Annotated in this window: 19 protein-coding genes and 1 pseudogene; 13 read left to right on the forward strand and 7 right to left on the reverse strand. The window is 64.2% G+C overall.

What is annotated here, in order from left to right; all coding sequences use genetic code 11:
• Positions 1–46 precede the first annotated feature (46 nt).
• From betA to ABEA18_RS03225, 8 genes are all read left to right on the forward strand, one after another.
• Entirely contained in the window at positions 47–1,810 is a 1,764-nt protein-coding gene (gene betA, locus ABEA18_RS03190) for a choline dehydrogenase (protein ID WP_345447883.1), read from the forward strand.
• 8 nt (positions 1,811–1,818) lie between these two features.
• A complete protein-coding gene (locus ABEA18_RS03195) occupies positions 1,819–3,339 on the forward strand; it encodes an aldehyde dehydrogenase family protein (RefSeq protein ID WP_345447884.1) in 1,521 nt (506 codons plus the stop codon).
• A complete protein-coding gene (locus ABEA18_RS03200) occupies positions 3,336–4,370 on the forward strand; it encodes a quaternary amine ABC transporter ATP-binding protein (RefSeq protein WP_345447885.1) in 1,035 nt (344 codons plus the stop codon). Before ABEA18_RS03195 ends, ABEA18_RS03200 begins: the two co-directional genes overlap by 4 nt.
• On the forward strand, positions 4,370–6,403 hold the full coding sequence (locus tag ABEA18_RS03205; protein WP_345447886.1) for an ABC transporter permease: 2,034 nt from the start codon (positions 4,370–4,372) through the stop codon (positions 6,401–6,403). The genes ABEA18_RS03200 and ABEA18_RS03205 overlap by 1 nt, the downstream gene beginning before the upstream one ends.
• 39 nt (positions 6,404–6,442) lie before the next feature.
• Positions 6,443–7,417: an ABC transporter substrate-binding protein gene (locus ABEA18_RS03210; protein WP_345447887.1), complete on the forward strand. Its 975-nt coding sequence runs from the start codon at positions 6,443–6,445 to the stop codon at positions 7,415–7,417.
• Between the two features lie 305 nt (positions 7,418–7,722).
• The gene (locus ABEA18_RS03215; RefSeq protein WP_345447888.1) at positions 7,723–9,129 is read left to right on the forward strand and encodes an MFS transporter; all 1,407 of its coding nucleotides are present in this window, start codon (positions 7,723–7,725) and stop codon (positions 9,127–9,129) included.
• Between the two features lie 32 nt (positions 9,130–9,161).
• The gene (locus ABEA18_RS03220) at positions 9,162–10,418 is read left to right on the forward strand and encodes an aminopeptidase P family protein (RefSeq protein ID WP_345447889.1); all 1,257 of its coding nucleotides are present in this window, start codon (positions 9,162–9,164) and stop codon (positions 10,416–10,418) included.
• A gap of 121 nt (positions 10,419–10,539) precedes the next feature.
• A complete protein-coding gene (locus tag ABEA18_RS03225; RefSeq protein ID WP_345447890.1) occupies positions 10,540–11,367 on the forward strand; it encodes an IclR family transcriptional regulator in 828 nt (275 codons plus the stop codon).
• A gap of 72 nt (positions 11,368–11,439) precedes the next feature.
• Here ABEA18_RS03225 and ABEA18_RS03230 read toward each other — a convergent pair whose 3' ends face one another.
• On the reverse strand, positions 11,440–12,573 hold the full coding sequence (locus tag ABEA18_RS03230; protein WP_345447891.1) for an LOG family protein: 1,134 nt from the start codon (positions 12,571–12,573) through the stop codon (positions 11,440–11,442).
• A gap of 63 nt (positions 12,574–12,636) precedes the next feature.
• On the opposite strand from ABEA18_RS03230, the gene ABEA18_RS03235 reads away from it, so the two are divergent.
• The 5 genes from ABEA18_RS03235 (at position 12,637) to iolB (ending at position 16,348) form a co-directional block, all read left to right on the forward strand.
• Positions 12,637–13,416, forward strand: coding sequence for a gamma-glutamyl-gamma-aminobutyrate hydrolase family protein (locus ABEA18_RS03235; protein ID WP_345447892.1), 780 nt, complete (start codon positions 12,637–12,639; stop codon positions 13,414–13,416).
• 127 nt (positions 13,417–13,543) lie between these two features.
• Positions 13,544–13,948 (forward strand): cupredoxin domain-containing protein, encoded by a 405-nt coding sequence (locus tag ABEA18_RS03240; protein ID WP_345447893.1) that lies wholly within the window; start codon positions 13,544–13,546, stop codon positions 13,946–13,948.
• A gap of 40 nt (positions 13,949–13,988) precedes the next feature.
• Positions 13,989–14,435, forward strand: a complete 447-nt coding sequence (locus tag ABEA18_RS03245) for a hypothetical protein (RefSeq protein ID WP_345447894.1) — start codon at positions 13,989–13,991, stop codon at positions 14,433–14,435.
• Between the two features lie 261 nt (positions 14,436–14,696).
• The gene (locus tag ABEA18_RS03250; protein ID WP_345447895.1) at positions 14,697–15,437 is read left to right on the forward strand and encodes a GntR family transcriptional regulator; all 741 of its coding nucleotides are present in this window, start codon (positions 14,697–14,699) and stop codon (positions 15,435–15,437) included.
• A 17-nt stretch (positions 15,438–15,454) separates the two neighbouring features.
• The gene (gene iolB, locus ABEA18_RS03255; RefSeq protein ID WP_345447896.1) at positions 15,455–16,348 is read left to right on the forward strand and encodes a 5-deoxy-glucuronate isomerase; all 894 of its coding nucleotides are present in this window, start codon (positions 15,455–15,457) and stop codon (positions 16,346–16,348) included.
• A 36-nt stretch (positions 16,349–16,384) separates the two neighbouring features.
• Here the strand turns inward: iolB and ABEA18_RS03260 are convergent, their stop codons facing one another.
• The 6 genes and pseudogenes from ABEA18_RS03260 to ABEA18_RS03285 all read right to left on the reverse strand — a co-directional run.
• Positions 16,385–17,407 carry a Gfo/Idh/MocA family oxidoreductase gene (locus tag ABEA18_RS03260; protein WP_345447897.1) on the reverse strand — a complete coding sequence of 341 codons (1,023 nt, stop codon included), beginning with the start codon at positions 17,405–17,407 and terminating at the stop codon, positions 16,385–16,387.
• On the reverse strand, positions 17,404–18,222 hold the full coding sequence (locus tag ABEA18_RS03265) for a TIM barrel protein (RefSeq protein ID WP_345447898.1): 819 nt from the start codon (positions 18,220–18,222) through the stop codon (positions 17,404–17,406). Before ABEA18_RS03265 ends, ABEA18_RS03260 begins: the two co-directional genes overlap by 4 nt.
• Positions 18,222–19,325 carry a Gfo/Idh/MocA family oxidoreductase gene (locus tag ABEA18_RS03270; RefSeq protein ID WP_345447899.1) on the reverse strand — a complete coding sequence of 368 codons (1,104 nt, stop codon included), beginning with the start codon at positions 19,323–19,325 and terminating at the stop codon, positions 18,222–18,224. The genes ABEA18_RS03265 and ABEA18_RS03270 overlap by 1 nt, the downstream gene beginning before the upstream one ends.
• A gap of 35 nt (positions 19,326–19,360) precedes the next feature.
• Positions 19,361–20,419 (reverse strand): Gfo/Idh/MocA family protein, encoded by a 1,059-nt coding sequence (locus ABEA18_RS03275; protein WP_345447900.1) that lies wholly within the window; start codon positions 20,417–20,419, stop codon positions 19,361–19,363.
• A complete protein-coding gene (locus ABEA18_RS03280) occupies positions 20,419–21,414 on the reverse strand; it encodes a Gfo/Idh/MocA family oxidoreductase (protein WP_345447901.1) in 996 nt (331 codons plus the stop codon). Before ABEA18_RS03280 ends, ABEA18_RS03275 begins: the two co-directional genes overlap by 1 nt.
• 111 nt (positions 21,415–21,525) lie before the next feature.
• Positions 21,526–21,885 (reverse strand): annotated as a pseudogene (locus ABEA18_RS03285) (sugar ABC transporter ATP-binding protein); the annotation flags it as partial.

Here is a 21,885-nt window from a genome sequence, read left to right on the forward strand (position 1 = left end):
GGCTACTCGACACAGCAATGGGGATCACTTCAAAGGAGTTCAACTAATGGCCAACGAAAAGTTTGACTACGTCATTGTGGGTGGGGGCAGCGCCGGATCGGTGCTGGCGGACAGGCTCAGCGCAGACCGCACCAAGACCGTCCTGGTCCTGGAGGCCGGCCGCAGCGACTACCCCTGGGACCTGTTCATCCAGATGCCCGCAGCGCTCACGTTCCCCAGCGGGAACAGGTTCTACGACTGGCGCTACCAATCCGACCCCGAGCCGCACATGCACGGACGCCGGATCGCCCACACCCGCGGCAAGGTTTTGGGCGGCTCCAGCTCCATCAACGGCATGATCTTCCAGCGCGGCAACCCTTTGGACTACGAACGCTGGGGAGCCGACGCCGGGATGGAGACCTGGAACTTCGCGCACTGCCTCCCCTACTTCAACCGCATGGAGACCGCCCTCGCCGCGGAACCCGACGATGAACTGCGGGGACACAACGGACCCTTGGTCCTTGAACGGGGTCCGGCGCGCAATCCCCTCTTCCAGGCCTTCTTCCGCGCCGCCCAACAAGCGGGATTCGCACGGACCAACGATGTCAACGGGTACCGGCAGGAGGGCTTTGGCCCCTTCGACCGCAATGTGCACAAGGGCCAGCGGCTCTCCGCGTCGCGTGCCTACTTGCGGCCACACCTGGACCGGCCCAACCTCACAGTAAGGACCCGGGCCCTCGTATCGAAAATCAACTTCGACGGCATTGGAACTTCCGAGGTCAGGGCCACGGGCGTCAGCTACCGACGCAACGGCAAGCAGCACAGCGTGGACGCCCAGGAAGTCGTCTTGTGCGGAGGAGCCATCAACACCCCGCAGCTCCTGCAGTTGTCCGGCGTCGGGGACTCCACGCACCTCAAGTCCCTAGGCATCAAAGCTGTAGTTGACCTCCCCGGCGTCGGCGAAAACCTGCAGGACCACCTGGAGGTCTACATCCAGCACGCCTGCACCCAGCCGGTGTCCATGCAGCCAAGCCTGAGCCTGTGGCGCTATCCGTGGATCGGCCTGCAGTGGCTGTTCGGGCGCAAGGGGCCTGCGGCCACGAACCACTTCGAAGGCGGCGGTTTCGTCCGCTCCAACGAGGACGTGGCCTACCCCAACCTGATGTTCCACTTCCTGCCTGTGGCGGTCCGCTACGACGGCCAGAAAGCCGATGCCAAGCACGGATACCAAGTGCACATCGGGCCCATGTATTCCGACGCCCGCGGCAGCCTGAAGATCACCTCGACGGATCCAACCGCCCACCCGTCCATGAAATTCAACTACCTTTCCACGGAGCAGGACCGGCGAGAGTGGGTCGAAGCCATCCGGATTTCCCGGCAGATCCTGGAGCAGTCGGCCATGGCGCCTTTCGATGGCGGCGAGCTCTCCCCCGGTCCGGCCGTCCAGACCGACGAGGAAATCCTCGACTGGGTAGCCCGCGACGCCGAAACCGCCCTGCACCCTTCCTGCACCGCCAAGATGGGCCCGGCCACCGATCCCATGGCCGTGGTGGACCCGCTCAGCATGAGGGTGCATGGCACCTCTGGCCTGCGGGTGGCTGACGCTTCGGCAATGCCCTACGTGACCAACGGCAACATCTACGCACCGGTCATGATGCTGGCCGAGAAGGCTGCGGACTTGATTCAGGGCCGCAAACCCCTCGCTCCGATCGCCGCCGAGTTCTACCGGCACGGCGCGGTTCCGGGTTCAGAAAGCCCGGGTCCAGGTGTGGGCGGGCCGGTTCCGGACATCCTGGAAAGCCAGCCCGAAGCCACTTCGGCTAGGAACTAAGGAGCGGCATGAACAGCCCCCAACTTTCACAGATCCACACGGTGCGTGGCAGCTACGTCGGCGGCGTGTGGCAGCAGTCCAGCGGAGGCATCCGGAGCATCAGCTGCCCGGCGGACGGTACCCACGTTGCCGACGTCGCGGAGTGCACCCCTGCCGATGCCGAGGCCGCGGTGGCGAGCGCCCGGAAGGCGTTCGACGACGGCCGCTGGCCGAACACCCCGGAACTGGAACGCGGCGCGCTCCTGCTCCGCGTGGCCGGGCTGCTGCTGCGGGACAAGGCCGTATACGCCGCGGCCGAAGCCCTCGACACCGGCAAGCGGCTCATCGAAGCCGAATACGACATCGACGACGTCATAGCCTGCTTCCGCTACTACGGCAGCGTGGCAGGCACGGACGCGGGCCGCGTGATCGACACCGGCCGGCCCGGCGCCATCAGCAGGGTCGTCCATGCACCCGTGGGCGTCTGCGGCCTCATCACCCCGTGGAACTATCCGCTTCTGCAGGCTTCGTGGAAGGTTGCACCGGCACTGCTTGCCGGGAACACCTTTGTCCTCAAGCCCAGTGAGTTGACGCCATCGACGTCCATCCTGCTCATGGACACCCTGCGGGAGGCCGGCGTGCCCGACGGCGTCGCGAACCTCGTGACGGGAACGGGACCCGAAGTAGGGGCTGTGCTCAGTTCGGATCCGCGGGTCGATCTGGTCTCCTTCACGGGCGGACTGGAAACCGGCAAGCGGATCACGGTGGCTGCTGCGGAGACGGTCAAGCGCGTGGCCCTCGAGCTCGGCGGCAAGAACCCGAACGTGGTCTTCGCCGACGCCGACCGGGAGGCCGCTATTGACAACGCCTTGACGGCCGTCTTCCTTAATTCCGGCCAGGTTTGCTCGGCCGGGGCCAGGCTCATTGTCGAAGAGTCCATCCACGACGAGTTCGTGGCCGAGGTGGTCCGCCGTGCACGCCTGATCCGGCTGGGCGGCCCCTTCGACGAGGAAGCCCAGACCGGTCCGCTGATCTCCACGGCCCATCGGGACAAGGTCCACGCCTACGTGCAGGCCGGGGTCGGGGAGGGCGCCCGGCTGCTCTGCGGGGGCGTCATTCCGGACAGCCCGGAGCTGGCCGGTGGCAGTTTCTACCCGCCCACTGTGTTGGACGGTTGCACCACCTCGATGCGCGTGGTCCAGGAGGAATCCTTTGGCCCCGTCATGACGGTGGAAACGTTCACCACCGAGGAAGAAGCTGTCCGGCTGGCCAACGACACGGTCTACGGGCTCGCCGGAGCAGTGTGGACGGCGGACGCTTCGAAGGCCCAGCGAGTTTCCGGAGCATTGCGCCACGGGACGGTCTGGATCAACGACTACCACCCGTATGTTCCGCAGGCCGAATGGGGCGGCTTCGGACAGTCCGGCAACGGCCGCGAATTGGGGCTCGCGGGCTTGGCCGAATACCGGGAAACAAAACACATCTGGCAAAACATCAGCCCCGGGCCCAGCCATTGGTTCGAGCCTCCACAGGCAGGAGTACAGCAATGAGCAGTCCTGACATATCAGTTCGCAACCTCTGGAAGGTCTTCGGACCCGGAGGTGAAAAGATCCCCAAAGACCCCGAACTCTCGGCTTTGAGCTCCGCCGAATTGCGTGAACGCACCGGCTGCAATGCTGCCGTGCGGGACATGAACTTCGATGTCGCCAAGGGCGAGGTGTTCGTCGTCATGGGCCTGTCCGGATCCGGAAAGTCCACCCTGATCCGGTGCCTCACCCGGCTGATCGAACCGACGTCGGGGAGTGTCCTGGTGGACGGCAAGGACGTGACGCAGGCAGGAACCACTGAGCTTCGGGAACTGCGTCGGCGGAAAATGTCCATGGTCTTCCAGCATTTCGGCCTCCTGCCGCACCGCACCGTGTTGGACAATGTGTCCTACGGGTTGCAGGTCCGCGGTGCCGCGAAGAACGAGCGCTACGCCAGGTCCCGCGAAATCATCGAGCTCGTAGGCCTCAAGGGTTACGAGCAGCATTTCCCTGACCAACTCTCCGGTGGAATGCAGCAGCGCGTCGGATTGGGCCGCGCTTTGGCAGGCGATCCGGACACCATCCTCTTTGACGAACCCTTCTCGGCCCTGGACCCGCTCATCCGACGCGACATGCAGGCGGAAGTCATCCGGCTGCACAAAGAGATGGGCAAGACGATGGTGTTCGTCACCCACGACCTTTCGGAAGCGCTCAAACTCGGGGACCGCATCCTGATCATGCGGAACGGAGAGACGGTCCAATGCGGCTCAGGCGATGATCTCGTCGGATCGCCTGCGGACAAGTACATTGCCGACTTCGTCTCCGAAGTACCCCGCGCGGATGTCCTGACGCTCAAGTGGATCACCGATCCTGTAGCTTTGGGCACTCCAGGGGATGCTCCCGTCCTGAGCGCAGGCATGATCATCCGCGACGCAATTCCCACCGTCATGAACTCATCGTGTCCTGTCCTGGTGGAAGACTCCGGCAAGATCACCGGCCAGATCGACCGCGACAGCATCTTGTCGGTCATCCGCAGCACGGAAGTTGCGGCGTGATGTCCACTCTCGTTCGCGATCGCGCCCCGGTTCAGACCGGTCACGTTTCCGTCCGCCCAGCTCGCAAACGGCTCAGCCGCCGCACCCTGCTTCTGGGCGGGGCGGGCGTCGTCTGGCTTGTTGGATTCCTGATCCTCCACGGCGCTGCGACACTCACGCTGCCGGCGTCGGAGCTGACTGACCTCCACCGCTCGCTCAACCAATTCAATGCCTGGGTGGCAGCGAACCGTGCGGACAATCCCGTTTTCCAGTACGTTTTCACACCCCTCCGGGCTGCCGTCGACGCGGTTGCAAACCTGTTCACCGGTATCTTCGCCGCCAGCTCCACCGGGCTTCGCCTCCCGGAAATCGGCTGGCTGGGAACCGTCGCGCTGCTGAGCTGGATCGCCTTTGCGGTCGGCAACGCCCGGGTGGCATTGCTGACGGCCGCCGCATTCACGTTCTTCGGCCTCCAGGGGCTGTTTGTTGAAGCGGCTTACACCTTCGCCCTCGTCCTCACAGCCGTGCTGTTCAGCCTCCTGATCGGACTTCCGCTCGGAGTCTTGGCAGGGATCTCCGGGAGGGTCTCCCAAGTGATCACTCCGGTCCTCGACTTCATGCAAATCCTCCCCACGTTCGTCTATCTGGCACCTTTGGCCCTCATCTTTCTGATCGGCCCCGCCTCCGCGGTAATCGCCACGGTGATCTACGCGGTGCCTCCGCTCATCCGGCTGACTGCGCACGGAATCCGGAACATCCCGGAAAACACCAGGGAAGCATCCGACTCCTTGGGAACCACCGGCTGGCAGCGGCTCGTCACCCTTCAGCTCCCCCTCGCCCGGCGCACCATCGTGATGGGGATCAACCAGAGCACCATGGCTGCTTTGTCCATGGTGACCATCGCGGCGCTGATCGCAGCGCCAGGGCTGGGACAGGTGGTGATCCGCGCCCTTCAGTCGCTTGACGTCGGCACGGCGGTCAATGCCGGACTGTCCATCGTCCTGCTGGCCATTGTGCTGGACCGGGTGACCACGGCCGCCAGCCGTCGGGCCGAACCCGGAGCAAACCGCAAACGCCGGATATCGCGGCGAACGCGGTACATATTGCTGGCAGCGACGCTGCTGGTGGTACTCGCCATGGTCCAGTTGTCCCGCACGATGCTCTGGGCCGCCGCCTTCCCGAAGGACCTCAACATCGGCCCGGCCATTGTCAGCGGAGTAAGTGCCGCGAGCGAATGGTTGCAGACGAATCTCTCCCTGTTTACGGTGTCCTTCCGGGAGGCAGTCACCAACGGAATCCTGAACCCGTTCCAGTCACTTCTCACGGAAACGCCGTTCTACCTCCTGGTCGCCGTGATCGTCGTGGCGGCTTTCGCCCTCGGCGGCTGGAAGCTGGCAGCGGTCATTGCGTCGTGCTTGGGCGTGATCATCTATTTGGGCCTGTGGAGCGATTCCATGGTCACCCTGGCCGGAACCCTTGTCGCCACCGCGGTTGTCATGGTCCTGGGCATCATCTTCGGCGTCGCCATGGGCAGGTCCAACAAAGTGGACCAGCTCATGCGGCCCATGCTTGACGCGGGGCAGACCATGCCTGCATTTGTCTATCTGGTTCCGTTCCTGGGCCTCTTCGGCGCCACCCGCTTCACCGCCATCATCGCCGGCATCATCTATGCGGCGCCAGTTGCCATCAAGATCACGGCCGACGGCATCGCCGCGATTTCGCCCACCGTCATGGAAGCGGCCGTCTCCAGCGGCTCAACTCCTTGGCAAGTCATCACCAAGGTCCAGCTGCCCATGGCTCGGCAATCCCTTGCCCTCGCCGCCAACCAAGGCCTGATCTACGTCCTCGCCATGGTCGTCGTCGGAGCGCTGGTCGGAGCAGGTGGCCTCGGGTACGACGTCGTTGCCGGCTTTGTCCAAAGTTCACTGTTCGGCAAGGGCCTCGCCGCAGGCCTGGCCATCGTTTTCCTCGGCATCCTGCTGGACCGCATGACGCAAGCTGCCGCAGCCAACCCCGTCCGAAAAGTCCCTTCAGGAAAATCGAGCGCGCACTAATTCCTCCCCGCTTACCGCCCCCAACAGGAGACCCCAACCATGAGTAGAACCAGACAGCTTTTGAAACGAACAATTCCCGTATTGGCCGGAACCGTTACGGCAGCCCTCTTGCTTGCTGGCTGCGGAGGCGCTTCCGTGAATCAAGCGGCCGCCGCTGGCTCCTCGAATACGCCCTGTGGAACCGTCAATGTCGCCCTCAACGCTTGGGTGGGCTACACGGCAAATGCGGCCGTTTACAGCTACATCGCCCAAAACAAGCTCGGTTGCACGGTAGTCCAGAAGGACCTGTCGGAACAGATTTCCTGGCAGGGCTTCGGATCGGGCGAAGTCGACGTCATTCTCGAGAACTGGGGCCACGCGGACCTCACGAAGCAGTACATCACGGACCAAAAAGTAGCCGTGGACGCCGGCCCCACGGGCAATGAAGGGCACATTGGCTGGTACGTACCACCATGGATGGCCCAGAAATACCCGGACATCCTGGACAGCAAAAACCTGAACAAATACGCGTCCATCCTTGCCACGTCCGAGTCGGGCGGCAAGGGCCAGGTGCTGGACGGCGACCCGGCGTTCGTAACCAACGATGAAGCCCTCGTCAAGAACCTGGGCCTCGATTACAAAGTGGTCTTCTCCGGTTCGGAGGCAGCTCTGATCCAGTCGTTCCGTACGGCGGAGAAAAACAAGACACCGCTGCTGGGCTACTTCTACGAACCGCAATGGTTCCTTTCCGAGGTCCCCCTCAAGAAGGTCAGCCTGCCCACCTACACCCCGGGCTGCGATGCCGACGCCGAGAAGGTGGCCTGTGACTACCCCGATTACGAACTGAACAAAGTGATGGCCAAAAAGTTCGCGGACAGCGGTTCTCCCGCCGCGAAACTGCTCAAGGCCTTCTCCTGGACCAACGCAGACCAGAACTCGGTTGCAACTGACATCCAGGGCGGCATGAAGCCCGATGCCGCGGCCAAGAAATGGGTGGATGCCCACCCCGATGTGGTGGCTGCCTGGCTCAAATAGTCCCTTTGACACTTGCTTTGAAGCTCCCCGGATCCTTGCGATCCGGGGAGCTTCTTTTGTGCCTTGACCAGGCGGGCCTTGCCCCTTTCGCACCGCTCAACGCAACCATGTTGCAACTACCGCACCCAACTTCCCCCACCCTCCCCCAACTGACTCGCACTTGTTGTCGTTTAGCGCCCTCAAAACGACAACAAGTGCCGGTCAGTTGGGTGGCGAGCGAAGACCCTTGACGGTGACGGGGAACACATCTATTCTGATGCAACAGCGTTGCGTTGAATGCAACCCCAAAAGTTCTTGGTGGATTCATGAAAAACGAAACATCCTCCGTGGCAGCAATCCCGGGAAGCGCTCATGCCGGATCCAAAGGCGGATCCGGCGAGCTTCCCGATGCAACAGCCACCCCGGGCGGCCTGTCAAAGCCAGCCGACAACCACACGGTCAGCAAAGACACCCGCCGCCGCGTCATCACTGCAAGCTTCATCGGCAACTTCGTCGAATGGTTCGACTACGCCGTCTACGGCTACCTTGCCGGCATTATCTCGACTGTCTTCTTCCCCGCATCGGACCGGCAGACCGCCCTGCTCGCCACGTTTGGCGTATTCGCGGTCTCCTTCTTCGTCCGTCCACTGGGCGGATTCATCTGGGGCCACATCGGTGACCGGCTCGGACGCAAACAAGCACTCTCCCTCTCGATCGTGCTCATGTCCGTGGCTACGTTCTGCATCGCCCTCATCCCCGGCTACAACACCATCGGCGTCATGGCGCCGGTCCTCCTGCTGCTCGTCCGCGTCGTCCAGGGCTTTTCGGCGGCCGGCGAATACGCGGGTGCCTCCGCCTTCCTGGTGGAGTACGCGCCGGCCAATCGGCGCGGACTCTATGCCGCCGTCGTACCTGCCAGTACAGCGGCAGGCCTGCTGCTCGGGTCCCTCCTCGCGGCACTGCTCAGCTCGGTGCTGAGCGCCGGGCAACTCGGCGAATGGGGCTGGCGCCTGCCCTTCCTCCTGGCCGCCCCGATGGGCCTGATCGGCCGCTACATCCGCACCAAGCTCGAGGACACCCCGGCATTCCGCGAAATGGCCGCGAAAGACACCGCGGTCAAGGCTCCGGCATTCGCGATGTTCAAGACGTACCGCAAGCAGCTCATCATCGCGACGGGCGCCGTGCTGCTCAACGCCGTCGGGTTCTACGTGATCCTCAGCTACATGCCCACGTACCTCTCCGAGGAGCTTCACTTCGGTGCAGCCGAATCGTTCCTGGCTACGACCATTGCCCTCCTCAGCTACATCGGATTCATCTTCTTGACGGGGATCGCATCGGATAGGTTCGGCCGCAAGCGCATGCTCATCACCGCTTCCGTGCTGTTCGTGGTGCTGACCGTTCCGGCGTTCATGCTCCTCGACACGGGCAATTTCCTGGTCATCGTCCTGGTGCAGATCCTGCTGGGCGCCATGCTCACCCTCAACGACGGCACCCTGCCCAGCTTCCTCGCCGAGCTCTTCCCCACGAGGGTCCGCTACAGCGGCTTCGCCGTCAGCTTCAATCTTTCCAACGCCCTGTTCGGCGGCACCGCACCGTTCATGGCAACACTCCTCATCGGCCTGACCCACAATCAGCTGGCCCCCGGCTGGTACCTCGTGGCAGCCTCCGTCATTTCCCTCATCGCGGTCCTCTTCGCTGTGGAGACTTCCAAGAAGCCCCTGCAGCAGGACTGAAAACAACCCACCCATTGAAAGGAACACCACCCATGACCATCACCGAGAATGAAGCGGTCAACGACGTCGCCAAGCTTGAGCGCCTCAAGGTCCTCAACAACGGAGAGAAGGTCTCCCTGACTTTCTCCGACGCAGAGTTTGAGCGACGCCTTGCGGGTCTTCGCCGGATCATGGCAGAGAAGGAACTGGACGCCGTCGTCCTGACCAGCTACCACTCCATCAAGTACTACTCCGATTTCCTGTTCACCTACTTCGGCCGTTCCTACGCCATGGTTGTCACGGCCGACGACACCGTCACCGTCACCGCCAACATCGACGCCGGCATGCCGTGGCGCCGTAGCTACGGGGACAACCTGGTCTACACGGACTGGCGCCGGGACAACTACATCTTCGGCATCCAGGAAGTGCTGCGCACCCGCGGGATCAACGTCCGGCGCCTGGGTGTCGAGGACGATTCCCTTCCGTTGGACAACCGCAACAAGATCCAGGCCGTCTTCTCCGGCGTGACGCTTGTGGACGTGGCCCAGGCCGCGATGCGCCAGCGCATGATCAAGTCTTCCGAGGAAATCGAGGTCATCAAGCACGGTGCCCGGATCGGCGACCTAGGCGGCGAGGCCATTCGCAACGCGATCACGGCGGGGATCACAGAGTACGAGGTCGCATTGATCGGCACCGAAGCCATGGTGCACGAGATCGCCCGGACGTTCCCGGACTCCGAGATCCGCGATACCTGGGTGTGGTTCCAGTCCGGCATCAACACGGACGGCGCCCACAACTGGGCGACCACCCGCAAGATCCAGGAACACGACATCCTTTCGCTGAACTGCTTCCCCATGACCTCGGGCTACTACACGGCCCTGGAGCGCACCTTGTTCTACGGCGAACCCGATGCCCGCTCCCTGGAACTGTGGAACATCAACGTGGAGGTCCACAAGCGCGGATTGGAACTCATCAAGCCCGGCGCCGTCTGCAAGGACATCGCGGCCGAGCTCAACGAAATCTACGTTTCACATGGACTGCTCGCCAACCGCACCTTCGGCTACGGACACTCCTTCGGGGTCCTCTCGCACTACTACGGCCGCGAAGCCGGACTGGAGCTGCGAGAAGACATCGACACCGTCCTGGAGCCAGGAATGGTTGTCTCCATGGAACCGATGATCACGGTCCTCGACGGCCAGCCGGGTGCCGGCGGGTACCGCGAACACGACATCCTGGTGGTCGGTGAAGATGGTGCCGAGAACATCACCAAGTTCCCGTTCGGCCCGGAATACAACATCATCGGCGCCTGACACCCACCTCGAATGGACATGCCCAGCCTTGCGCCCGAGCAGTGGACATATGACTCATATGCTCATTGCTCTAGGCGAAGGCTGGGCATGTCCCAATAAAAAGAGCCATATAGTGACCATCATGACCCCAGCAGAACCGCGTGCAGAACCGCGTGCAACCACCAGCGAAACCCCGGCCAACGGCGATTCCAAAGGCGCTTCGGTACTCGAGAATGCCATTGCCGTGCTCCGCAGCTTCACCGCCGAGGAACCTTTGCTAGGAGTCACCGAGATCGCCGGCAGGATCGGCTTGCACAAGAGCACCGTGTCCCGGATCCTGGCGACCTTCGAACAAGAACACTTGGTGGAACGCGACCCCGAGTCCCGCCGCTTCCGGCTGGGCCTGGGGATGATCGCCCTTGCCGGCCCGCTCCTTGCCGAGCTGGAAGAGCGCCGGGTTGCCTATCCCGTGCTGCGCGAACTGAGCGAACGGACGGGCGAGACGAGCGCCCTCATGGTGTGGAACGGGAGCGAGTCCATGTGCGTGGAGCAAATCGCCAGCCGTCACCAGGTCAAGCATCTCGCTCCGCTGGGTGCCCGCTACAACGAGGCGCTCAGCTCCTCGGTGCAGGTCTTCCTTGCAGCCGAAGACGCCGACCGCGTGCGCAAGCTCCTGCGCAGCGGCTCCATCACATTGCCCGGGCTCGACGACGAAGCACTCGAGGCCTACCTGCTCCGGCTCCGGGAGTCTGTGGAGCGGGGCTGGGCCTTCAATTTCGGCGAAACGTCCATCGAAGAAGTCGGCGTTGCCTCCCCCGTCTTCGACCACCGTGGCGACATCGTGGCCTCCGTCCTGATCCCCGCGCCAAAGTTCCGGGTCTCGCAGGACACGCTCGCCAGCCTCGGCGAGGCATGCCAAGACGCAGCCCGCAAAATCACCACGCGTCTGGGCGGCCGCGCCCCGCACTAACTCCCACCCACCGCGACCCTCGCCTCGCAAGTCCCCACGGCCAGGGAACCCTGGCGGTGTGGGCCCAAGCAATTAGCCCGCGACGACGGCGAGCGCCTCCTCGACGCTGTCCACCAGGAAGATCCGGCCTTCCATCACCTTCCCCGCAGCGAGGCTCTGCAACATGGGCCACGCGGGATACTTGTGCTCCCAGTGGTCACGCCCCACGAGCACCATGGGCGTGACGGTTTCCGGGGCGCCGTAGAAGTTCTCGCACGCGTCCTGGAAGATTTCCTGCACGGTGCCGGCGGAGCCTGGAAGGAAAACGATGCCGCCGTTGCATAGCTCGAGCAGGATCGCTTCGCGCATGGAGTTGGCGAAGTACTTGGCGATGTGGGTGGCAAAGAGGTTGGGCGGCTCATGCCCGTAAAACCAAGTGGGAATGCCCAGCGACATCTTCCCGCTCGGGTGGTGCCCGACGACGGCGGCCGCCGCCCGCGCCCAGGCCGTCACCGAGGGGCGGAAACCCGGCACCGCCGCGAGCGATCGCAGCGCGGAGGCGAAGTCGGCGTCGGGCAGGCCGCTCAGGTAGGCGCCCAAATTGGCCGCCTCCATGGCACCCGGTCCCCCGCCGGTCGCCACCGTGAAGCCGGACAGAGCCAGGAGCCGGCCCAGCCGCGCCGCGTCCTCGAACTCCTGTGTTCCACGTTGCGCGACGTGCCCGCCCATGACTCCCACGATCTTGTTCCCCGCGAAATCCCCGTTGCCCAGGAGTTCATCCAGGGCGTCCCCGATGGCGTGGTCGTGGAGTGCGGCGGCGAGGGTGGCGTCCAGGCTGGTCCGTTGCCCCGGCATGATGCTCCAGTGGTAGATCTGGGCGTCTAGGGTGGCTTCGTACTCCGTGGAGTCAATGTCCTCGTACAGTTCGGCGGCACTGTAGAGGCGGCCTCGGTATGGGTTGAACGGCACTCCGCGGAGTTTGGGGAAGATGAGGGCGCCGCGGCTACGCAGGGAGTCCTCCACGCCGTCGTCGAAGGTACAGCCCAGGAAGATGGCACCTTGGGGGTCGAGCCTCTCCAGGTCCGTGCGTCGGCCTCGCAGGTCCAGCGACTGGGCGTGCCATCCGTGCATCGTTGCGGCACCGGAGCCCAGGAGCCTGTCGAAATGGGCCACGCTCTCAATGTCGAGCGTGCGGGGACTAGGAGTCAGGGCGCGGGACGGATTCATGGCATCAGCGTATGCCCGCGGTTCCCGTTGCGCAGGAGCCGACCGGCCAGTGCATCATGGAGCATGCAGACTTCCGAACAGCAAAGCAGCTCAAGGCCCCGGATCGGCATACCTGTCCGCCTCAGCGGCTCCGAAACCGCGGATCCTCGCGTGAGAGAGGCGAATGAACTCTTCGACTTCATTGTCGACCTAGTGCGCGACGCCGGCGCGGAGCCCGTGCTGCTGGACGCTTCCTTTACCGACGAAGCCGGTCCGCTCGCCGCTGAGCTCCGTTCCCTCAACGGGGTCCTGCTGCCCGGCGGCGGAGACCTGGATCCGCGACTCTATGGCGAAGAAGCAACTGAGGCCTGCTACGACGTCAACCCCGACCAGGATCGCCTGGACCTGGCGGTCGCCCGGGGATCGCTCGACGCCGGTTTGCCCACCCTCGGCATCTGCCGCGGCCACCAGCTCCTCAACGTGGTCTATGGTGGGACGCTCATCCAGGACATGCACCCATCGCTAGTGGAGCACAACGCCCTGACCCCGGCGGAAGGTGGGCTCAGCGCCTGGGCGTGGCACGACGTCGAACTTTCACCGGATTCCAAGGTGGCCGGGCTCTATGGTTCACGGAACTCGGTGCGGATCGCCTCAGGGCATCACCAGGCTGTGGCTCGGGTAGGCGACGGCTTGGTGGTGACGGCGGTCGCGCAGGACGGGACCGTGGAGGCCCTCGAGGATCCGCAGCGCTGGGTGGCATCCGTGCAATGGCATCCCGAGGCCTCGCAGCTGCCTGCGGAGGAACGGCTCGCGCCGTTCAAGGCATTCGTGGAGGTCTGCAGGACGCTGCGTCCCGTGGGGTGATCGAGCGGTACGCCTCCACTCGCCGGAATCAATTTCCCACGCCCATGAACCTGACCGCTCCGGAATTCGTCTCATCAATGTGGCAAACACATTCGCGCCACCGGACACGAGAAGCGGGGAACCAATCATGAGAAACAGCCCCAAAGCCATGATGGTCATCGTAGGAGCGGCCGCCCTGATCGCCGTGAGCGGTTGCGGGGCGTCCGGAACCGGCTACCAGGGCCCATCGTCGAGCCCACCTTCCGCCGCGTCCTCGACTGCCCCGCCGTCCGGGACCTCGCAATCGCTCACCATCACCATCAAGGACTTCGGCTATCAAGGACCTGTCTCGGTCAGCCCAGGCGCAAAAATCACCGTGAAGAACGAGGACACCCAGGCCCACACGGTCACCTCGGACGATGGAAAAGCCTTCGACGCGGCCGTCGATGGCGGGGGCGGAACAGCCCAGTTCACCGCGCCCACAACACCGGGCAGCTACCCCTACCACTGCGTCTACCACCCGAATATGCACGGAACCCTGATCGTGAAATGAGCGCACGGGAAGTGAGCACACGGGAAATGAGCACAGTGAAATGAGCACCCGTGAAGCGGCCCGCCGCAAGCCGATGAGCCGCCGGCCCAAGGACATCCTGTTGCGACTGCTTGTGGCGGCAGCCCTGGTTGTCGACGCCGTGGTGCACTTCGATCTCGCCTCCGGCTACCAATTGGGTGCCCCTGGCGGAATCGGGGAGGGCAATCTGTTCCGCCTTGAGGGCGCGGTCGCAATTCTCGTCGCCCTGTATGTCCTGGTCCGCGGCAGTCGGCCGGCCTACGCCGCTGCGGTGGTCGTCGCTGGAAGCGCCTTCCTAGCGGTCCTCCTCTACCGCTATGTCGACATACCCGCCATAGGTCCACTCCCGTCCATGTATGAGCCCGTTTGGTTTTTTGAGAAGTCCCTCAGCGCAGTCGCCGAGGGACTGGGTGCCGTTCTGGCCGGCGTCGGCTACTTCCGGCAACGCGGCAGCGCCCGCCGACGCTGAAAGCGCCCGACGCCGGAAGACGCACCGGCCGCCGAAAGGCGTCCGCCGATGGCCTGCCCACGCATGGTTCTGATGTCTGGACATTTCCCAAACAAGGTCCCAAACAACACCCCCTGAAACGCCGCAATAAACGCGCTTCCGGCATCCTTGACCCGCACAATGCTCCTGCTATCATCAGTAAAGCAGTATGTCCTATCAAGCGAACATGAGCGGACATGCTTGCAACTTCCGGGACAGTCCCGGAATGCGAGGGAGCATGCAATGGCGAATCAACTTGGCCTCACTATCGACCGTTCTTCCCCTGTGCCTTTGTACCACCAGGTGGTCCAGGGCATCGAGGCAGCCATCCACAGCGGAGTGCTGGAGCCCGGCAGCCGTTTGGACAACGAGATAGACCTCGCCGCCCAGCTCAACCTGTCCCGGCCCACTATGCGCAAGGCCATGGACGAACTCGTCCGCTCGGGCCTGTTGGTCCGAAAACGGGGCGTCGGAACACAGGTGGTGTCGAGCCAGGTCCGCCGACCCCTGGAGCTTTCGAGCCTTTACGACGACCTGAGCAACAACGGCAAGAAGCCCACAACGCAGGTCCTCAGCTTCTCGCATATGGAAGCCGACGCAGCCACCCTGACCGCCCTCCAGCTTCCGGCCGGCTCCAAGGTCTACCACTTCACCCGCCTGCGCAAAGTGGGCGGTAAGCCGCTGGCGCTGATGGAGAACTGGGTCCGCGACGACATCACCACCATGGACGAGTCCATGCTCCAGGCAGAGGGCCTCTACGCCATCCTTCGCCGCGGCGGAGTCAACTTCCGCCTCGCCTCGCAACGGATCGGCGCAATGATCGCCAATGACTTCCAGGCACCGCTCTTGGAGGCAGAAGTCGGTTCGGCTTTGGTCACCATGGAGCGCACCGCTGTCGACGACACCGGGCGCATGGTGGAGACCGGCCACCACGTGTATCGGGCCGATTCCTACAGCTTTGAAATGACACTCGTACAGCGCTAACGCAAGGACATAACTTCATGGCCAACTGGGTCTATCCACTGGGAACCGCCAACGACGGCGATTGGGACATCTCGCTCGGAACTTCCGATTCCGCCTTGACCGTGGACGGTTGGGCCCACACGGGGCTCAAGGTCGCCACGCTCGCCGCGGGCACCGCCGTCGTACTGCCCGCCGCAGCTGAAGAGCGGATCATTGTGCCGCTCAACGGCGCCTTTACGGTGACGGTAGACGACGTCGAGTATCCCCTTGCGGGGCGGGCGTCGGTCTTCCATGGCCCCAGCGATGTCCTGTATTCCGGCACGAATGCTGCCGTCACCATTAGTTCGCCCGACGGCGGCCGCGTCGCCGTTGCCACTGCCCCGGCCAACGCGTCGTACCCCACCAGGCTCGTGACCGCAGCGGAAACCCCGGTTGAGCTTCGCGGAGCAGGAAATTGCTCCCGCCAGGTCCACAACTTCGGCACTCCAACGGCCCTCGAGGCCGACCGTTTCATCGTCTGCGAAGTGCTCACCCCCGCGGGCAACTGGTCTTCCTATCCCCCGCACAAGCATGACGAGGAAAAGGACGGCGAAACGCAGCTCGAGGAGATCTACTACTTCGAGACCCGGGTGGCTGCCGGCTCCGGCGCCCCTGAAGACGCAGATGCTATCGGCTACCAACGCGTCTACGCCTCCGATGACCGCCCGATCGATGTGGCCGCGGAGGTTCGAACGGGCGACGTCGTGCTGGTCCCGTACGGTTGGCACGGGCCCGCCATGGCCGCTCCCGGCTACGACCTGTATTACCTGAACGTCATGGCAGGCCCCGGACCCGTGCGCGAATGGCTCATCAGCGACGACCCCCACCACGGGTGGGTGCGGCAGAGCTGGGATGGACAGGACATCGACCCGCGCTTGCCGTTCGGCGCCTAAGGAGTTTGCCGGTAATCGCCTGACTTGCCTAGGCCGTCACAGCGCCACTTTGACCGGGACCCCGCTTGCCAGCGACTCCTGCGCGGCATCCGCCACCCGGGACGCCGCGACGGCATCCTCCGGTGTGCACGGGTTCTCCCGTTGGCCCAGGACCAGCTCAACGAAGGCCGCCATTTCGGAGCGATAGGCTTGGTCGAAGCGTTCGGCGAAGGTCTTGTGGGGCTCTCCGGACGGGAAGGCTACGCCGGCCTCGGCTGATTCCATGGCTGTCTTGTCGTCCAGGCCGACCATGAGGGAACTCTTGGAGCCTTGGATTTCGAGGCGGACGTCGTGCCCCGCACCGTTGTAACGCGTTGCTGACACCGTGCCGACCGTCCCGTCGTCGAACGTAATCAAAGCCAAGGCGGTGTCCACATCGCCCACCTCGCCGATGGCGGGATCACCGTTGTTGGAACCCTTGGCATAGACCTCCACGATCTCGCGGCCAGTCAGCCAGCGCAGGATGTCGAAGTCGTGGACGGAGCAATCGCGGAACAGCCCGCCGGACGTTGCCAGGAACTCCACGGGTGGCGGTGTCATATCGCAGGTCACGGCGCGCAGGGAGTGGATCCAGCCGAGCTCCCCCGCTTGGTAAGCGCGCTTGGCCTCGAGGTAACCGGCATCGAAGCGACGCTGGTGCCCGATCTGCACTACGCCGTCGTTGGCACGGATATGTTCCAGGACAGGCAGCGAATCGGCCACATTCATGGCTACTGGCTTCTCGCAGAACACCGGGATACCGGCGTCCACTCCAGCGCGGATCAGTTCCGGGTGAGTGCCCGTTCCGGTCGCGATCACCAGCCCATCCACTCCGGAAGCGATCAAAGCCTCCACCGACGGCAGGAATTGAGCGCCGAGGCCGGCTGCCACTTTGCGGGCATGGTCTTCGGCCACATCCGTGAGCCGCAACTCCACGTTGATGCCCTGCCCATTCAGTTCCCCGTTGAGGGCGGCGATGTTGCCCGCATGCATCACGCCGATCCGCCCTACTCCAACCAGCCCGAGAACGACGTCCTTCATAGTGCTACCTCCGTTGAAAAAGCTGAGCTGTTCCGAGACTCTTCGGCCTCAACCTTGAACGCCCGGCGGAACGCCTCAAGCGCTGCCATGCTGTCTCCGCTGGCCCATGCCTCCATGCCGACGGTGCCTTCGTAGCCTGCAGCCACGAGCGCCCGGGCCACAGCCGAGTAGTTGATTTCGCCGGTGCCGGGCTCGCAGCGGCCCGGGACGTCCGCCACCTGGATCTCGCCGATGTGCGGCAGGGCGGTGCGGACCAGCTCAATGAGATTCCCCTCCCCCAGTTGTGCGTGGTACAGGTCCAGCATCATCTTCACGTTGGGGTGTCCCGCCGCCTCTACGAGCGCCAAAGTGTCCTTGGCCCGGGCCAGCGGAATTCCGGGGTGGTCCAGCACGGTGTTGAGGTTTTCGAGGCAAAACGTCAGTCCGTGCTTTTCCCCGAGCGCGCCAAGGCGCTCCAAGGTCCGGGCACCCGTGATCCACATGCTGCCGTTGGACCGGTAGACGGGACGGGCTGCTTTGCCGTCGATGAGCTCGGCCGAGTGCACCACCATGCGGCTCACGCCGAGTTCCAAAGCGGTCGGAATCAGCGTCTCGGCCGTCCTCACCACATCGTCGGCGGTGTCGGCGTCAACCAGGCTCCCGGAGGTGTACCCGGTCATGGAGGAAAAGACCGCGCCGCTCGCCTTGAGTGCCGCAATGTCCTTGCTCCTCGAGTCCCAGAGTTCGACGTCGAATCCTGCCTCGTGGATCCGACGTACCCGCTCGGTGAACGGCAGCTCGGTAAAGACCATTTCGGCACAAACGGCCAGCCGCATCAGACACCGGCCTTGCTGTTGCTCGAAACGGCGGGGACCGCCACTGGTCCGCCTTGCTGGACCGACTCGATGCAGGCCAAAGCCATCGCGAGGGCGCGGCGCGCGTCCGCGGCTCCCGGGGTGAGGGTGAAAGCGCCCGACGGCGGTTGCGTGCCATCGCGGCGTGCGCGGACTACCGCCGCGAAGTCGACGAGTTCATCGGTGTAGGCATCGCGGAACAGTTCCACGTTGAGCCGCGGAGTCTCGGCGGAAAGGCCTTCTGCCGTGTATCTCAGGGCAGCCGTTTCAGTGGGGCGACCGGCCTGGACCATGCCCTTGGAGCCGAAGACTTCGCCCCTGACGTCGTAGCCGTAGAGCGCGCTGAAGTTGGCTTCCGCCACTGCCAGTGCTCCATTGCTGTAGCGGATGGTGACCACGGCGGTGTCCAGGAATCCCTGGTCACGCAGGCTCGGTTCCACCAGGGCGTCCGCGACGGCGTACACCTCAACCGGCTCGGCGCCTTCGTTGAACCAATTCAGGGTGTCGAAATCGTGGATGAGGGTTTCGAGGAAGATCGTCCAGGCCGGAATCCTGGCTGCGTGCCCGATGCTCCCGGTACCCGGATCCCTCGTCAGGGAGCGCAAGAGCTGCGGCGCCCCCACAATTCCTTCGGCCAGGTCCTTCTTGGCTGCTTGGAAGTCTGCGGCGTAGCGGCGGTTGAAGCCGATCTGGAAATGTACCCCTGCCGCTTCGACGGCGAGGAGCGCGGCGTCGAGCTCTTCGAGGCCCTGCGCGGCAGGCTTCTCGCAAAACGCATGCTTGCCGGCTGCTGCGGCTTGGGCGATCAGGGAAGCATGGAAGCGTGCCGGGCTGGCAATGATCACGGCGTCGATGTCCGGATCGGCCAGGATGTCCGCGGCGTCGGCCGTGACCTTCGCCGTACCAAGCTGGGCAGCCACGGACGCTGCGGAGTCCACGTTGGGATCGGCGACGGCGGCCAGGACCGCACCGGGAACCCTGCGGGCTATGCTTTCGCCGTGGAACGCTCCCATCCAGCCGGAGCCTATGAGGCCAAGCCGCACGGACGTGGGAAGACTGGAGGAGCGCTGTTCGATGTAGGCCATGGGCCCGTCCTTTCGATAGTCAGTACAACAATTGCTCAGGCGGGCGCGTTGCCTTCGCCCGGGAATTCAATGCCTACTTGGCGGCGCATCTCATCGGCAACGTCCATCGTCCGGATGGAGGAGGCCAAGGGGCGCTGTTGGGTTTCCGTCTCACCGGCGGCGATGGCGCGGGCCACCGCTGCGGCTTCGTAGTGCAAGCCTTCCAAGTGCCCGCCCGCAGCCTCGTTGTGGCGAAGTCGCGTACCGTCCGGGAACCGGATCTCGAAACCGCCGGGCATGTTGAAGGGGCCATCGATGGTCAACGTGGCCTCGGAGCCAACGATCGTTGCCGCGGTGGGGGTGAAATTGTGCAGGTGCGTATTCATGACGGCCTGGCTTCCGCCCGGGAATTCCATGATGGCGGAGAGCTGGGCGTTGACACCCGATTCGTGGTGCTGGCCGAAAGCGCTCAAGCGTTCCGGCTCCCCTAGGACTTCGGTGATGAGTGCCAGCGGGTAGGTGCCCAGGTCCAGCAAAGGACCACCAGCCAGAGCGGGGTCGAAGATGCGGTGGTCGCGTTCGAAGTGCTCGCCGTATTCCGCCAGGACCGTTGCTACGGTACCCAGCGTCCCGGCGTCGAGCACTTGCCGGATCACGTCGAACTTCGGAAGGAAGAAACTCCACATGGCCTCGGCGGCGAAAACGCCGGCCGCCTTGGCCCGCGCGGCGATATCCCTCGCCTGTGCAGCATTCAGGCCGATCGGTTTCTCGATCAGGACATGTTTGCCGGCGTCGATGGCAAGCACGGCAGCCGCGTGGTGGAAGTTGTGTGGAGTGCACACGTACACGATGTCGATGTCCGGAGCCGCGGTCAGCTCTTCGTAGCTCCCATAGGCGGCAGGCACGCCGAAAGCGTCCGCGAAAGCCTTGGACCGGTCCAAGGAACGGGAGCCGACGGCGGCAATCACTTGCGTTGAATAGGCCTGCACCGATTCCGTGAAGCGCTCGGCAATCCACCCCGGGCCCATGATCCCCCAGCGCAACGCGGGAGCGTCGCGGGAATCCGGGACCCTTGGTACTGGAAGACCGGTCACCGACAGTCCGGATGACACCATCAGTGGACCACCTTCGTGTAGGCTCCGTCGCTGTGGAGTGAGCGGATCATCGCTTGTGCGAGCTGGGACGCGCGCAGGCCATCCTCACCCGTGGCGAGCGGCGCAGGCTCCCCCTTTTCAAGGGCAGAAATCCAAGCCTGAAGTTGCAAGCGGTAAGCGTCGGCGAAGCGTGGACGCCAGTCGGCAGGGATTTCGGAACTTCGCTTCCCCTCCTGCCGGACGTCGAGGGCGGCAGGTTCCGGGAGTGCTGCGGTGCCGAACTCTGACACGACCTCGCACCGGGTGGTGTAGCCGTACTGCGCATTGAGGAAGAGTTCAAGGGTCGCCAAGGTGCCGTCGGCCGCTCGCAGGAGCATGAAGGCTGGATCCCGCAGGTCACCGGTACTGTGCCGGGAACTCCGCCCCGCTTGCCAGGACACCTCGGTGATAGGCGAATCCAGCAGCCAAGGGATGATGTCGAGCTCGTGGATGGCGGAATTGGTGATGGCCGACTCCGAGCTCGCGCCCGGTCCCGCGGATACGGTCCGGCTGGCGCAGTGGACCTGCAAAGGCTCGCCTTGTGTGCGTGCCCGGGTGGCTTCGCGCAGGGCGACATAGCCGGGATCGAAGCGCCTCATGAAGCCCATCGACAGCAGCCGGGCACCCGTTGCGGCCAGGAGGTCGGCTTCGGCTTCCACCACTTCGCGGCTTTCCAGGAGGGTGGGAGCCAACGGCTTTTCGCACAGCACCGGGGTCATTGCTTCGAAGCATTCCAGCACCAGTCCCGCATGGGTGGAGTCATGGGAAGCGACGACGACGGCGTCAACCTCGCTGGAGTTGATCAGCTCGGAAGGATCGGTGGTGATGCGTGCGGACGGCGGCGCCGCGGCTGCCGCACGTCCGGCGTCGAGGTCTGCCACGAACGTGACTTCGGCCCCGCTGATGGTGGTGGAGAGGTTCCTGATGTGGTCTGCGCCCATGACACCGGCGCCGATAACGCCAACCCGGATCGGCATGCTGTCTTCCCGTCTACTTCTTCGTGCACATTCCCGCGGTCGCATGGCGAGCGGGGGCCCGTCCGGTTTTCCGGCGGACCCCCGTCTCCGTCCGCGCTGTCTTCCTGCGCGCTAGGCGTGGCGTGGGCTGTTTTCCTTTGAGGAGTCGGCAACGTCGGTCACTTCTGCTACCCCGGCGACTTCGGCTTGGACTTCCTTGAGTGCTTCGGTGTGTCCGCCGAGTTGTTCGAGTTCGTGGGCGAGTTCGGCCAGTTCCGCGCCGCCGGCCATCTGGGCGGTGAGTTCGTCCAGGGTGATGTCCTTCTTGTCGTAGTAGCCGATCGACTTGCCGCGCTTGAGCAGCAGGAACCGGTCCCCCACGGGGAAGGCGTGGTGCGGGTTGTGCGTGATGAAAATGACGCCCAGCCCGCGGTCGCGGGCCTGCAGGATGTAGCGGAGCACGACGCCGGACTGCTTGACACCCAGCGCCGC

The sequence above is a fragment of the Arthrobacter gyeryongensis genome (genome assembly GCF_039543785.1).
GTDB classification, from domain to species: domain Bacteria; phylum Actinomycetota; class Actinomycetes; order Actinomycetales; family Micrococcaceae; genus Arthrobacter; species Arthrobacter gyeryongensis.